Source organism: Alysiella filiformis (assembly GCF_014054525.1).
Lineage (GTDB): Bacteria > Pseudomonadota > Gammaproteobacteria > Burkholderiales > Neisseriaceae > Simonsiella > Simonsiella filiformis.
The window spans coordinates 398,487-411,534 of the sequence record NZ_CP059564.1 but is presented as its reverse complement, the minus strand read 5'-3'; the positions used below and the strand labels follow the sequence as shown (position 1 = coordinate 411,534).

The following is a 13,048-nucleotide window of genomic DNA, read 5'->3' as shown; positions in this document are numbered from 1 at the left end:
TTTTCAGTCGGAATAATTGAAGTGCGGATATTACACTTCTTTACATCATTTGGCAAGTTTTTGCAGGCAGCCTTGCGCTCATTTGCCCAATCTGGCTGCCTGAATCGCCTTTATGCAAACCAACTTGGGTGCGCCCAATCTAATTGAATCGCCAAATACATCAACAACATAATCAACAACACATACGCCACCAAAGCCACCGCCACCCAAATCAGGGTTTTTTGCCACGATTGGCGGTTGTAATCATTGCCTATGGCATTGTCCACAAAATCCATGTGTTTTTTGCCCAATGTGAAAAACCACGCCAGCCAAACCACAAGGTGCAGCCACCAACCCCAATCCACACCCGTTAAAATCGCAATCATCGCCAGCACCAAGCTGCTGCCCAACACGGCATATGCCACTTGCATATTGATTTGTTTCGCTTTTTCATCGCCCAACTCCTGCCAATTCAGCGCGGTCAGCCACGCGCCCAAGGCTGGCGTTAAAATCAGCGATGCCAACATGATGGCTTTGGGTTGCCACAATATTGGCACATAATATTCATCGTTTTCAATGGCTTGTGCTGGTGTTTCGTCCACAATCAATACGTCATCGTGATGGGGCGTGGCTGCCTGAAAAACCTCGGGCTGTTCGGCGCGCAAACGCGCATCGTAACGCGCACGCACATCGGCAACCAGCAGCCATTCTTCGGTGGCGCGAATGATTTTGGCATGGGCTTGGGGCTGTGTGCGATAGTGTTGCAATGCCGCTTGAATTTCCACACGGCTGGCGTGGGGCGAAATGTGCAAAATTTGATAGAGATTTATCATATTCAATCCAATGACTTAAAATTGAGTGTGGGTTTTCAGGCTGCTTTCCTGTACACGATAAAAATATGGACAGAAACCGTTATCGTGCCCGCATTTTACGCCCTCTCCCCATGGGAGAGGGGCGGGGAGAGGGCGAAATGCCATAAACTTGAACGGTTTTCCCTACCCTCTCCCATGGGGAGAGGGAACGAGGTTTGTGCTACATTAAAAATTTCTGTCGTGTACCGAAAGGCTGCCTGAAACGCATTCACGCAAAAAATTCGCCCACCGCCACATCGCGCCCAGCCAAAAAATCTTTGCTATTCAAACGTTTTCCGCCAGCCGCTTGCAATTCGCTTATGCAAATTGCGCCATCGCCACACGCCACGATGATGCCGTTGGCGTTTGCCGCCAGCACCGTGCCAGCCGCGCCATTTTGCGCCACCGCGTGTGCCGCCCAAATTTTCATCGGCTTGCCCTGCCACAGCGTCCACGCGCAAGGCACGGGGTTGAACGCGCGGATTTTTCGCGCCACGATTTCGGCAGATTCTTGCCAGTTGATTTGCGCCTCGTCTTTGGACAATTTTTGTGCGTAAGTGATGCCATTTTCAGGCTGCGGCACACTTTTCAGGCTGCCTGAAACCTGCAAACGCTGCAAATCCGCCACAATCGCTGCCGCGCCCAATTTCATCAATTCATCGTGAACTTCGTTGGCGGTGTCGGTGTTTTTGATGATGTAGCGGTGTTCGCTGACGATTGCGCCCGTGTCCAAACCCGCGTCCATTTGCATGATGCACACGCCCGTTTCCGTATCGCCCGCTTCAATCGCGCGTTGAATGGGCGCAGCACCGCGCCAACGCGGCAGCAAAGACGCATGAATGTTCAGGCAGCCATGTTGGGGCGCATCCAGCACATCTTGCGGCAAAATCAAACCATAAGCCGCCACCACCATCACATCGGCTTGCACATCGCGCAAGATTTGCAAAGCCTCATCGTTGCCACGCAATTTTTCAGGCTGCTCAACGCGCAAACCGTGCGCCAAAGCCGCCAATTTCACAGGGCTGGCTTGCAACTGCATACCGCGACCTTTGGGGCGGTCGGGTTGGGTCAAAACCAAAGGCACATCAAAGCCAGCGTCCACAATCGCATTTAAGGCAGCCGCCGCAAAATCGGGCGTGCCAGCAAAAATCACTTTCATATTCAACACCTTATTTAAAATTTGAGATATGAAAAAAGCCCGAACAAAAGTTCAGGCTTTTAAAAATTTGGTGGGTCGTGAGCGATTCGAACGCTCGACCAACGGATTAAAAGTCCGCTGCTCTACCGACTGAGCTAACGACCCAAATGAAAGAACGCATTATAGAAACAACACGCCCATGCGTCAAGCCCCATTTTTGCTTTTTTGCTTAAATGATTATTTTGGCAGATTATTTTCCAATGCAAAACCGCGAAAAAATCACGCCCAACAAATCATCAGCCGTAAACTCGCCCGTGATTTCATTGCACGCCACCTGCGCCAAACGCAAATGTTCTGCCAACAATTCAATTTGATGGTTGCCGCAAGCTGCCGCGTTGTCCAGCTCGGTTTGCGCCAGTTGCAGGGCGTGAATGTGCCGCGTGCGCGCCAAAAACAAGCCTTCGCTTTCGCCTTGCCAACCAATTTGTTGCAGCAGCGCGGTTTTCAGCAAATCCAAACCTGCGCCTGTTTTGGCAGACAGCTTGATGATGGTGCTTGCGCCCGTTTCGTTTTTCAGGCTGCCTGAACGATTTTCCACGCTCGGATTGTCATTTTTCAAATCAATTTTATTATGAATTTCAATGCGTTTCAGGTTTTCAGGCAGCCTGAACAGGATTTCACGCGTGGTGTCGTTCAAGCCCTCGTTTGGGTCTATCAAAATCAGGGCGACATCGGCATTTTGCACCGCCTTTTCGCTGCGCTGTATGCCGATTTGTTCCACAATATCATCGGTTTGGCGCAATCCAGCCGTGTCGGTGATGTGCATGGGTACGCCATCTAGCGTGATGTGTTCGCGCACCGTGTCGCGCGTGGTGCCTGCGATGTCGGTAACAATCGCCACGTCATCGCCCGCCAACGCATTGAGCAAACTGGATTTTCCGACATTGGGTGCGCCCACCAGCACCACATTCATGCCTTCGCGCAAAATCGCGCCTTGTTGGGCATGGGCGAAAATGTTTGCCAACTGGGTTTGCAGGCTGGCTAATTTGCCTTTTGCGTCAGCCGCTTGCAGAAAATCAATGTCTTCTTCGGGAAAATCCAGCGTGGCTTCCACCAGCATACGCAAGGTAATCAAATCGTCCACAAGCGCATGAATTTGTTGCGAAAACACACCTTTGAGCGAACGCATTGCCATACGCGCTGCGGCTTGGCTGGACGCGTCAATCAAATCCGCCACGCTTTCGGCTTGCGCCAAGTCCATCTTATTGTTGAGAAAAGCGCGTTTGGAAAATTCGCCAGCCTCTGCCAAGCGTGCGCCCAATTCCACGCAACGTGCCAACAGCATTTGCAAGACGATTTGTCCGCCATGTCCTTGTAATTCAAGCACATCTTCGCCTGTGAAACTGGCTGGCGCGGCAAAATACAGCAGCAAGCCGTTGTCTATTGCGCTGCCGTCTGCGGCAAGAAAATCGGTGTAGAGTGCGGTGCGCGGTTGGGGCGTTTTGCCGCCTGAAATGGCTTGGGCGAATGGGATTAAGTCTTTGCCCGATATGCGGATGATGCCCACGCCGCCGCGTCCGTTGGCGGTGGCGATGGCGGCAATGGTGGGGGAATGTGCGTTCATCAAAAAAGCTGCCTGAAAAATGAAATTGGCGCGATTTTAGCATTTTTGGGTGCAAAACGCGCTGGCAATGCAAAAGCAGCCTGAAAAGTCCAAGTGGACTGGATTCAGGCTGCTTTTGATTTTATCCCCGATGAATGGGGCGATTATTCCGACTCAAACTGTAACTGCTTACAACTTCGCTGGTGTGTCTTAATCCCCGATGAATGGGGCAATTATTCCGACTTGCTGTTTAACTCTCACACAAGGAATTAAAAAAGTCTTAATCCCCGATGAATGGGGCAATTATTCCGACTGCACCCTTGTGTTTTTCTTTTGTAAAATCAATACATTGCAAGCCAAAAATCTTCACAAATGAATATACTTTTTAACAAATTCTTAACACAAAAATCCAATCGGAATCCAACACTTCGGTCGGAATAATTGACGTGCGGATATTACACTTCTTTACACGATTGGGCAAGTTTTTTTCTGGCTGCTTTGAAAAAAGCTGCCTGTAATTTGAATTACAATAGCCATTTTTTGATTGATTGAAACCACCATGTTGCAAGAAACCACTTTGCTGACTTTGTTTTTATTGGGATTTTTGGGCGGCACGCATTGCGTGGGCATGTGTGGCGGTTTGAGCAGTGCGTTTGTGTTGCAGTTGCCGCCGCATATTTCGCGCATTAAGTTGATTTTATTGTTGAATTTGGGCAGATTGGGCAGCTATGCCCTGATTGGTGCGCTGATGGGGGCGTTGTCGCAAAGCACTTTGTTGTTGAATGAAACGCGCTTGTTTCAAATGATTTTATTTGTGGCGGCAAATGTGTTGTTGCTGTTGATGGGTTTGTATTTGGCGGGGATTTTTGCTGGCGCGGCACACATTGAGCGCATTGGCAAACCGATTTGGCGCAAACTCAATCCGCATTTAAACCGATTTTTGCCGATTCAATCGCTCACAGGCAGCGTGGTGGTGGGGGCGTTGTGGGGCTGGTTGCCTTGTGGTTTGGTGTACAACGCGGCTTTGTATGCGTTGAGCAGCGCGTCTGCGGGGCAGGGGGCGTTGTATTTGCTGGCGTTTGGGGTGGGGACGTTGCCGAATTTGTTGGCGATGGGCATTTTTGCGGTGCAACTGCGCGGTTTTTTGCAAGCCAAAGCGGTGCGTTTGGTGGCGGGATTGTGGGTGGCAGCGTGGGCGTGCTGGCAGTTGTGGACGGTGTTTCAGAACCTGTATTCATCATCTCAATAGCTTGCTTTATCGCCATTTCATGCGCCTACTGCGTTGGCTTTCTATGCAATATGTTCAATATTGGCGTAGAAAGCCGCCTTAACAATAAAATCAAGCCATCAATCTTGCGAACACGGGTTTTCAGGCTGCCTGAAAACGGTTTGTGCCACACCCCCAATCCCACAAAATCAAAAACCCTGTTCGTGTGAACAGGGTTTGGGGTATTTGGTGCCCAGGGTCGGACTCGAACCGACACACCTTGCGGCGGGGGATTTTGAGTCCCCTGCGTCTACCAATTTCGCCACCTGGGCGGTGGGTTGAAGTGGTGCATTATACGGTATTTTGAAAATCTGTAAATGGGTTTGGGTTAAAAAATAATTTGAGTTTTGTTTTTAAAATGAATTTTTTTGTGTTTGATTGGGAAAATGCCTTTTCAGGCTGCCTTCATTGCCTTACAAAAATGGGTTTTGCTTTGGGCGATTGGCTTTTTCACAAAGTAAGCCAAATGCGTTCAAGCTGAACGGTTTGGGTTTCAAAAAACATTTCAGGCTGCCTGAAAACGCATTTTACGCCACAATTTCGGTTAAAATGCCCCTTTGTTTTTAAACAGACAAGGGCGAAAACGCTTATGTATCTTCCCAATAAAAGACGTTGGCTGCCGTGGTTGGCAGGCTTTTTGGTGTTGGCTTTTTTGGTTATTGCGTTTCATTTGTTGCGCGATGTGTTGGCACCGTTTATCACGGCGGCGGTGTTGGCGTACATTCTCAACCCTTTGGTGGGCAAATTGGAAAGCAAGGGCGTGAAACGCACCCGTGCTTCTATGTGGGTAATGGCTTTGTCGTTTGGGCTGCTGCTGGGGCTGCTGTTGGTGATTGTGCCTATGCTGGTTAAGCAGGTGCAGAGCATTGTGGCGAAAATGCCCATGTTGTTGAAATGGATACAAAATATCGCCCTACCTTGGCTCAACAGCAAATTGGAAGGACACATCACGCTCAACAATGATACGCTCATTGCGTGGTTGCAAGACAATGCCAGCAACATTCAAAACGCCATTCAAAACACGCTTTCGGTGGTCATGCAACAGGGCGGTTCGTTGGCGGGCAGCATTGGCAATTTGGCGTTGTTGCCTTTGATTTTGTATTATTTTTTGTTGGATTGGGAACGCTGGGCGGCAGGTTTGCGCTTGATTGTGCCACGCCGCTACATTGACACCTATTCGCGCATTTCAGGCAGCATGGACACGGTTTTGGGCGAATTTTTGCGTGGGCAATTAACCGTGATGTTGATTATGGGCTTGATTTACGGTTTGGGCTTGATGATGGTGGGGCTGGATTCGGGTTTTGCGATAGGCATGGTGGCGGGGATTTTGGTGTTTGTGCCGTATTTGGGGGCGTTTACGGGTTTGCTGTTGGCGACTTTGGCGGCGGTGCTGCAATTTGGTTCGTGGGCGGGCTTGTTTGCCGTATGGGGCGTGTTTGCGGTGGGGCAGTTTTTGGAAAGTTTTTTCATTACCCCCAAAATTGTGGGCGACCGCATTGGTTTGTCGCCATTTTGGGTGATTTTTGCTTTGATGGCGTTTGGCAATTTGTTGGGATTTGTGGGCATGCTGGTGGCGTTGCCTTTGGCGGCGATTTGCTTGGTGCTGCTGCGCGAGGGCAAAACGGCGTATTTGGACAGCCGTTTTTATCGCCGAACCAAATAGCCATCTCAATATCATGAAACAATACATCTTGTTACGCGGACACGAAGGTTCGGGCAAATCCACATTTGCGGCACAATATATGGCGTGGTTCAAGCGCGTTTATCCGCATGCTTATGTGCTGTGTTTGGACAACGATGAGGCTTTGTATGATGAAAATGGGCAATATCATTTTGATTTTCCCGCATTTCAGGCAGCCCACCAAGCCAATATGCAACGCCAACAAAACACTTGGGCAATGGGGCTGGCTGAACCACACCGCGATATTTTGCTCATCAACGCCAACCCCAATCAAAAAGCACAAACCTGCCTGAAATGGCTGCAACAGGCACAACAGCACGGTTTTGAAACGGTGGTGTATCGCCTGCACAATTTTTTTCCCAACGCGCACGGCGTGGCAGAACATGAAGTGTGGCAAAGCTACGCGCGATTGAACGCCAACCCCGTGGCAGGCGAAAAGCACCTTACGCCCGTGCAAGCCATGACCGCCGCGCAACGCGCCCAATGCCAAGCGCAAGGCATGATGGTGGATTTTGATTTTTGTGATTTTCAGGCTGCCTGAAAGTTTATTTTGCCCATTTTAAAAAGAAAAACACCGCTTTTATTTAAAAAACGGTGTTTTTACCATACCCTTTAAACCTTATACCAAGTGATACAAATGATTAAATTGTGGGTCAAGCAAACTCAATGTAAATTGCTCGTGATTGACTAAGCCCACCACCTTATCGCTGGCATAAAGCTGGTACAAAAAGTCTGCCATTTCTTCGGCGGTATTGAATTTATTGAAATAAATGCTGTCATCGCCATAGGTAACGGTCTCGTCTTGCATCGCAGTTTTGGCAAAATCGGTTTTGGTACTGGCTGGGGCAAGCACTTTGACTTGCAATTTTGCCCCTGTCATTGCCATTTCGTGTGCCAAACCTTCACTAAACGCACTGACAAAATATTTTGTTCCACAATAAGCAGTTGCAAGCGGAGCAATGTTATAGCCAGCCCCTGATGAAATATTGATGAGCTTTGCCCCATCCTCATCGGAAAAATCTTTGACAAATAAAATGGACAACACCGTCAAGGCTTCCACATTGAGCCTAATCATACTCAAAACACGGCTAATGTCGTGCTCTTTGACGGTTTCCAAAATGCCAAACCCTGCATTGTTAATCCAAGTTTCAATCGGATATTGGGTCAAGTCTTGGTACAATTTTGGCAATTCATCAATTTGGCTCAAATCAAAAGGTTTGACTACCACATCAATATTGGGAAATTGTGCCAAAATGCTGGCTTTGATGTCGTTCAACTGATTTTCACGGCGTGCCACCAAAATCAAGTTTTTGCCTTTTGAAGCAAACAATTTGGCACTCGCTTCGCCAATACCACCGCTTGCCCCTGTAATCACAATGTATTTGTTTTGGTTTTGCATAAGATACTCCAAAATGGGTTTGAAAAAGAAGTTGCTATTTTAAAGAATGACTGGCAAATGACGGTAGGTTGATTTTATCAAAGATTTGCCTAATCCTATCAAAAATGCCAAAAACCATCATTTTCTGCTACAATACGCTCTGTTTTGATAAAAATAGGCAATACCATGCACGCTTTAATCCAAGAAATGTTAGGCTTTTTACAAAAAGATGAAATCAAAGCATTGCCAGAAGTGGGCTTGACCTTGTATCGCTGTGATACGCCCATTCCGCAGATTAGCTATCTGCAAGAACCTGCGGTGTGTTTTATTTTGCGTGGACAAAAAACGGTGTATTGGGGCGAAAATTGTTTAAGCTATGGCGATGGGCAATATATGTGTTATTCGGTGGAATTGCCGATTACAGGCGAAGTGCTTGGAGCGAGTGAAAATTATCCTTATGTGGGCATTCAGATGAAATTAAATGCCCCCATTTTATTGCAACTGATGATAGATTTGGGCAAGTCGTCTGCCCATTTCTCATCGGACAGCCCTGCTCAAATTGGCACGATTAACGAGCCGATGATAAACGCTTTGCACCGCTTGGCAAATTTGGCGTGTTCACCTTCTGATGTGGCGATATTAGCCCCACTCATTCAGCGAGAATTACATTATCATTTGCTAAAAAGTGAAATGGCGGACAGGCTTTATCAAATGGTTGCAGTGGGTGGTAATGTCGCCAAAATCGCCCAATCGATTGCTTTTTTAAAGGCAAATTTTCGGCAAACCTTGACCATAGAAATGCTGGCAAATCAAGTCAATATGAGTGTGCCGAATTTTTATCGCCATTTTCGCCAAGTTACCGCCATTAGCCCCCTGCAATATCAAAAATCGTTGCGATTGACCGAAGCCAGACAACGCATCAAACAAAAACAAGGCACACTTGCCCAAATCGCTCACGATGTCGGTTATGAAAGCTCCAGTCAGTTTAGCCGTGAATATAAAAGAATGTTTGGGATAAGTCCGAGTGCGGATTTTCAGGCTGCCTGAAAATATTTTGCAAAATTTAAAAAGAAAAACACCGCTTGAACATCAATCCAAATGGTGTTTTAAATTAACTGACTTTTAATTCCGCCCAAGCCCTTTTGATGATTTCTTGACTGGCTTGTAATGCCAAAAATGCCAAAACAAAAGCCACAATTAAATCAGGATATTTTGACCCAAAAAAATAAACCGCTATACCAGCCAAAATCACCGCTACATTACCAATGGCATCATTTCTGGAACACACCCACACACTTCGGACATTGCTGTCGCCATCACGAAATTTTAACAATATCAGCAATGCTGACACATTTACCAATAATGCCAAAAATCCCACAATGCTCATTTCAGAATAACTGGGAATTTCCCCATAAAACATACGATAAACGGTAGTAATTAAAATAAATAAACCAAAACTGCCCATCGTTAGCCCCTTGACCATAGACGCTTTGGCACGGTAACTTAACGCCATTGGTAAAACAATCAAACTTATCAAATAATTGGCACTATCACCCAAGAAGTCTAAACTGTCCGATAACAGCGAAGTTGAACCTGATTTTATCCCCATTACAATTTCTACAAAAAACATTGTTAAATTCAATATCAAGACAATCCACAAAGCTTTTTTGTATTTGGGCGATTGATGAGTAGGCTGATTTGAACCGCAACAATTTTGGCACGGCATTTTTTACTCCTGTTTTAAGATGAAATTTGCTATACTATAAACTCCGTAGCCATTACAGGGTCAAGCCAAAATGTCAAAATTTTTTAAAATAAAACAAGCCAGCGAACAGACAGGCGTACATTTGGAAACCATTCGTTATTATGAAAAACAAGGTTTAATCAGCCCCTCTCACCAACAAAATGGCTATCGTGTATTTGACGAACAAACACTTGCTCAATTACGCTTTATCAAAGCCTGTCGCAATATCGGTTTTTCTTTAAATAACATCAAAACACTGTTGCACTTGCAGCAAAATCCCACCAACCAATGCAATGAAGTTGATGAACTTGCCAAGCAACATTTGGTGTATTTGGACGAGCAAATTACACAATTACAAGAAGTGAAAAATTTTTTAATGCAATTCGTGGGTTGTGAAAATAAAACAGTTGATAAGTGCCAAATTATTCAAGGCATTAAAGAAAAAGAATAGGGGAATATTTTTCAGGCTGCCTGAAAATATTTTGCAAAATTCCCAAATAAAAAACACCGCTTGCTTGATATGAATATCAAATTCAAACGGTGTTTTTATTGTTCATTATTCCACCCTTTCCCACCATTTTTCAAAATCAGGATTATCATCAAGGTAGAATACTTCGCCTATTTTGGGAGTAAAAAGCGGTAAATTTTCTTGTTCAGCAGATTGGCTTAACAGCTTCATCGGCTCGTCCCAAGCGTGTTTGGCAAGGATAAATTTGCTGTTATGTACCGCCAATAATTTTTTGGGATTTAAATCTTTGACCGCTTGAATGAAATCATTAGGCAAAAAATGAATATTCGCCCAGTCTTTATCATATTGCCCATTTTCCATAATCGCCACATCAATATTAGGAAATTGCTTGGCAATGTCTTTAAAAAACACATCATAACCGCTATCGCCACCGATATAAATGGTTTTATTGCCCGCTTGCAACATAAACGAAGCCCACAGCGTTTGATTTTGTTTTAAAGCACGCCCTGATGAATGGCGTGCAGGCAAGGCAGTAATGTGCAAGTCGCCCAAAGTGATGTCCTGATACCAATCCAGCTCAATGAGTTGCGTGGGCGAAAAGCCCCAGCGTTCAAAATGAGCACCGTTACCAAGCCCTATTATCACTTGCCCAATCCTATCTTTCATTGCTTTAATTGTGTCATAATCCAAATGGTCATAATGGTCGTGGGTAATGATTAAATAATCCACTTTTGGCATATCGTTGGGCATATAAATATCCGCTCCCTTAAAAGGCTTTCCGCCAAATGGCAGGGGCGTTGCCGATACCAACACAGGGTCAATCAAATAAGTTTTTTGATTTAAATGTAGCAAATAAGACGAATGTCCAAGCCAAACAAAATAATCTTTATTTTTGGGTAAAGTATTTAAATCGGTTTTAATGGACGGTATGGGCGATTTTGGGGCGACATTTTTATCTTTTTCAAATAAAAAACGGTATAAACCTTTGATAATAGAAGTATCGCCTGTCCAAGTGGGCGTGTCGGATAAATTATGAAATTGACCGTTTTTATAATGCGGTGAAGTTTGGATTTTGGCAAGGCGTTCGCCTGTTGGGTTTGCCCCAAATAAGGGTAATTGCAAATACGCCACGACAACAAGCACCAAAACGGTGATGATGATTAAAAAAACGATAAACATTTTTTTCATTAAATTCTCTCAAAAATTGACCGCTTATTTTAGTATTTTTGGTGGTGTGTTTCTTGCCTAATTGGATTAAAAATTTGCCTAATTGGATATTTTTTCAGGCAGCCTGAAAGTTTATTTTGCCCAAAAAACACCACTTGAATTTCCCCCAAGCGGTGTTGTGTTTATGGATTGCCCCATTTGACTTGTGCCGTACCACGCCCCAAAACGTTTTTTAAGTCGTCCGTTTGGCGGATTTTGCCGATTTTGGTGTAGCGATAATTGCTGTCAAAACTTTCATAAAAAATCACAACCGTATCGCCTTGCCAAAGCAGGACATCGCCAATCTGGATACGCCCGATTTTTTGGTCGTTCGTTGGCAAAGATTTGGGCAAAGTGGCAAATTTTTCATTGTTTAAATGGTCGTCCATTGCCAAATCAAGCGGTAACAGATTGGCAAAAGCGGTGGCGGTTTCGTTATTTTCTAATTGTAAATCAAAGGTTTGGTTGTTGATTTGTAAAACAATGGCGGACTGGTTCATCAAAATTTCCTGTTTGGGGGCGGTGTGGTTTTTTGGCTCGGCATTGCAGGCGGTGATGAATGTGGCATTGACCGCCATTAAAATAGCAAATAAATGGACTTTCATTTTTTATCTTTAACATTAAAAAGTTGAAGTATTATAACAAATTAAGTGCTTAATTTCATTTTCAGGCAGCCTGAAAAGTTTATTTTGCAAAATTTTGACAAAAAAAACACCGCTTATCATCACGATAAACGGTGTTTTTATTATAAAACCTGCTTAATTTTCTGTGCAATTTCATAAGCCAAATTGACAGGCACAGCATTACCAATCATTTTATAAGCATCATTTAAATTTTGATAAATAAATACAAAATCATCAGGAAAGCCTTGCACCCTTGCCACTTCTCGCACTGTCATTCGCCGATACAAATGCTCTTTGCCTGCCACAAATTCAAATTTATCGGCTTCTACTTTTTGCATTTTGGGGGCTTGTGGGTGTAATTGGCATTGTCTGCCAGACGCTTGCACAGTAAAACCTTGTTCATTCCATGCTTTGACACGATTTCGGCTCATAAAAATGGGCGAAAACCCACCAATAAAATATTCATTATGATTAACAGCTTGTGGATTTTTTTATTATTTTCCAATGCAGGAATGGCGGTTTCTTGCAAATCCCAAATAATGTCTTTTAAAGTAATTTTATCTTTATCATCAATGGTTGAACCAATCGGAAATTCAAAATGGATATTTAAATCTTTTCTAAATCCAATATAAAAAACCCGCTTGCGTTCTTGTGCCACGCCATAATCTTTGGCATTAACCATTGTTAAAGTAACATCATAACCGCATTCATCAAAGTGTTTTAAAATATTTTGCACAGCAGTATTATGGCGATTGGCAAGCATTCCACTGACATTTTCCGCCAAAAAGAATTTGGGCTGTTTATTTTTTAAAATACGAATATAATCAAAAAACAATTGCCCACGAGCGTCATCAATGCCCCGTAATGCCCCTGCTTCTGACCACGATTGACATGGCGGCCCGCCAATAATGCCGTCAATATCATCGGGAAAATCGCTTTCTTTAATTTGGCGAATGTCGCCTTCTATCAGTTTGGTTTTGGGGTGATTGGCTTTAAAAGTTGCCCAAATGCTTTTGTCGTATTCATTGGCAACCACAATGTCAAATCCTGCTTTTTCAAAGCCCAAATCCAAACCGCCACAACCGCTAAATAAACTAATTATTTTCATT

14 protein-coding genes and 2 tRNA genes are annotated in these 13,048 nt (G+C 44.7%); 5 read left to right on the top strand and 11 right to left on the bottom strand.

The window, feature by feature from the left end; genetic code table 11:
• Positions 1-110 precede the first annotated feature (110 nt).
• From H3L97_RS02110 to mnmE, 4 genes are all read right to left on the bottom strand, one after another.
• Positions 111-812 carry an MFS transporter gene (locus H3L97_RS02110; RefSeq protein WP_097114509.1) on the bottom strand — a complete coding sequence of 234 codons (702 nt, stop codon included), beginning with the start codon at positions 810-812 and terminating at the stop codon, positions 111-113.
• Between the two features lie 247 nt (positions 813-1,059).
• The gene (gene fmt / locus H3L97_RS02105; protein WP_097114510.1) at positions 1,060-1,989 is read right to left on the bottom strand and encodes a methionyl-tRNA formyltransferase; all 930 of its coding nucleotides are present in this window, start codon (positions 1,987-1,989) and stop codon (positions 1,060-1,062) included.
• A gap of 68 nt (positions 1,990-2,057) precedes the next feature.
• Positions 2,058-2,133: transfer RNA gene (locus H3L97_RS02100), tRNA-Lys, on the bottom strand.
• An 85-nt stretch (positions 2,134-2,218) separates the two neighbouring features.
• On the bottom strand, positions 2,219-3,592 hold the full coding sequence (gene mnmE, locus H3L97_RS02095) for a tRNA uridine-5-carboxymethylaminomethyl(34) synthesis GTPase MnmE (protein ID WP_097114511.1): 1,374 nt from the start codon (positions 3,590-3,592) through the stop codon (positions 2,219-2,221).
• A 538-nt stretch (positions 3,593-4,130) separates the two neighbouring features.
• Here mnmE and H3L97_RS02090 point away from each other — a divergent pair.
• Positions 4,131-4,820 carry a sulfite exporter TauE/SafE family protein gene (locus H3L97_RS02090; RefSeq protein WP_097114512.1) on the top strand — a complete coding sequence of 230 codons (690 nt, stop codon included), beginning with the start codon at positions 4,131-4,133 and terminating at the stop codon, positions 4,818-4,820.
• 205 nt (positions 4,821-5,025) lie between these two features.
• Here H3L97_RS02090 and H3L97_RS02085 read toward each other — a convergent pair.
• A tRNA-Leu gene (locus H3L97_RS02085) sits at positions 5,026-5,110 on the bottom strand.
• A 317-nt stretch (positions 5,111-5,427) separates the two neighbouring features.
• Here H3L97_RS02085 and H3L97_RS02080 point away from each other — a divergent pair.
• Positions 5,428-6,501, top strand: a complete 1,074-nt coding sequence (locus tag H3L97_RS02080; protein ID WP_097114513.1) for an AI-2E family transporter — start codon at positions 5,428-5,430, stop codon at positions 6,499-6,501.
• A 13-nt stretch (positions 6,502-6,514) separates the two neighbouring features.
• Positions 6,515-7,060, top strand: coding sequence for an ATP-binding protein (locus H3L97_RS02075; protein WP_097114514.1), 546 nt, complete (start codon positions 6,515-6,517; stop codon positions 7,058-7,060).
• Positions 7,061-7,138: 78 nt separating this feature from the next.
• Here H3L97_RS02075 and H3L97_RS02070 read toward each other — a convergent pair whose 3' ends face one another.
• Positions 7,139-7,918, bottom strand: coding sequence for an SDR family NAD(P)-dependent oxidoreductase (locus tag H3L97_RS02070; protein WP_097114515.1), 780 nt, complete (start codon positions 7,916-7,918; stop codon positions 7,139-7,141).
• A 165-nt stretch (positions 7,919-8,083) separates the two neighbouring features.
• Here H3L97_RS02070 and H3L97_RS02065 point away from each other — a divergent pair, with 165 nt between their 5' ends.
• Positions 8,084-8,944 (top strand): AraC family transcriptional regulator, encoded by an 861-nt coding sequence (locus H3L97_RS02065; RefSeq protein WP_097114516.1) that lies wholly within the window; start codon positions 8,084-8,086, stop codon positions 8,942-8,944.
• Between the two features lie 64 nt (positions 8,945-9,008).
• Here H3L97_RS02065 and H3L97_RS02060 read toward each other — a convergent pair whose 3' ends face one another.
• Positions 9,009-9,623, bottom strand: a complete 615-nt coding sequence (locus H3L97_RS02060) for a cation diffusion facilitator family transporter (protein WP_097114517.1) — start codon at positions 9,621-9,623, stop codon at positions 9,009-9,011.
• 70 nt (positions 9,624-9,693) lie between these two features.
• Between H3L97_RS02060 and H3L97_RS02055 the strand changes: the two genes are divergently transcribed.
• A complete protein-coding gene (locus H3L97_RS02055; RefSeq protein ID WP_097114518.1) occupies positions 9,694-10,092 on the top strand; it encodes a MerR family transcriptional regulator in 399 nt (132 codons plus the stop codon).
• Positions 10,093-10,197: 105 nt separating this feature from the next.
• Here H3L97_RS02055 and H3L97_RS02050 read toward each other — a convergent pair whose 3' ends face one another.
• The 4 genes from H3L97_RS02050 to H3L97_RS02040 form a co-directional block, all read right to left on the bottom strand.
• Positions 10,198-11,289 (bottom strand): MBL fold metallo-hydrolase, encoded by a 1,092-nt coding sequence (locus H3L97_RS02050; protein ID WP_218839686.1) that lies wholly within the window; start codon positions 11,287-11,289, stop codon positions 10,198-10,200.
• A gap of 170 nt (positions 11,290-11,459) precedes the next feature.
• The gene (locus H3L97_RS02045) at positions 11,460-11,921 is read right to left on the bottom strand and encodes a cyclophilin-like fold protein (RefSeq protein WP_218839687.1); all 462 of its coding nucleotides are present in this window, start codon (positions 11,919-11,921) and stop codon (positions 11,460-11,462) included.
• Between the two features lie 140 nt (positions 11,922-12,061).
• A complete protein-coding gene (locus H3L97_RS12000; protein WP_280527960.1) occupies positions 12,062-12,370 on the bottom strand; it encodes a DNA cytosine methyltransferase in 309 nt (102 codons plus the stop codon).
• Complete coding sequence (locus tag H3L97_RS02040) at positions 12,367-13,047, bottom strand: DNA cytosine methyltransferase (protein ID WP_280527959.1); 681 nt, start codon at positions 13,045-13,047, stop codon at positions 12,367-12,369. The genes H3L97_RS12000 and H3L97_RS02040 overlap by 4 nt, the downstream gene beginning before the upstream one ends.
• Between the last annotated feature and the right edge of the window lies 1 nt (position 13,048).

What these genes read in the sequence shown, in the direction of transcription:
- H3L97_RS02110 (WP_097114509.1), bottom strand. Translation starts at nt 812, where the DNA reads ATGATAAATCTCTATCAAATTTTGCACATTTCGCCCCACGCCAGCCGT.
- fmt (WP_097114510.1), bottom strand. Translation starts at nt 1,989, where the DNA reads ATGAAAGTGATTTTTGCTGGCACGCCCGATTTTGCGGCGGCTGCCTTA.
- mnmE (WP_097114511.1), bottom strand. Translation starts at nt 3,592, where the DNA reads ATGAACGCACATTCCCCCACCATTGCCGCCATCGCCACCGCCAACGGA.
- H3L97_RS02090 (WP_097114512.1), top strand. Translation starts at nt 4,131, where the DNA reads ATGTTGCAAGAAACCACTTTGCTGACTTTGTTTTTATTGGGATTTTTG.
- H3L97_RS02080 (WP_097114513.1), top strand. Translation starts at nt 5,428, where the DNA reads ATGTATCTTCCCAATAAAAGACGTTGGCTGCCGTGGTTGGCAGGCTTT.
- H3L97_RS02075 (WP_097114514.1), top strand. Translation starts at nt 6,515, where the DNA reads ATGAAACAATACATCTTGTTACGCGGACACGAAGGTTCGGGCAAATCC.
- H3L97_RS02070 (WP_097114515.1), bottom strand. Translation starts at nt 7,918, where the DNA reads ATGCAAAACCAAAACAAATACATTGTGATTACAGGGGCAAGCGGTGGT.
- H3L97_RS02065 (WP_097114516.1), top strand. Translation starts at nt 8,084, where the DNA reads ATGCACGCTTTAATCCAAGAAATGTTAGGCTTTTTACAAAAAGATGAA.
- H3L97_RS02060 (WP_097114517.1), bottom strand. Translation starts at nt 9,623, where the DNA reads ATGCCGTGCCAAAATTGTTGCGGTTCAAATCAGCCTACTCATCAATCG.
- H3L97_RS02055 (WP_097114518.1), top strand. Translation starts at nt 9,694, where the DNA reads ATGTCAAAATTTTTTAAAATAAAACAAGCCAGCGAACAGACAGGCGTA.
- H3L97_RS02050 (WP_218839686.1), bottom strand. Translation starts at nt 11,289, where the DNA reads ATGTTTATCGTTTTTTTAATCATCATCACCGTTTTGGTGCTTGTTGTC.
- H3L97_RS02045 (WP_218839687.1), bottom strand. Translation starts at nt 11,921, where the DNA reads ATGAAAGTCCATTTATTTGCTATTTTAATGGCGGTCAATGCCACATTC.
- H3L97_RS12000 (WP_280527960.1), bottom strand. Translation starts at nt 12,370, where the DNA reads ATGAGCCGAAATCGTGTCAAAGCATGGAATGAACAAGGTTTTACTGTG.
- H3L97_RS02040 (WP_280527959.1), bottom strand. Translation starts at nt 13,047, where the DNA reads ATGAAAATAATTAGTTTATTTAGCGGTTGTGGCGGTTTGGATTTGGGC.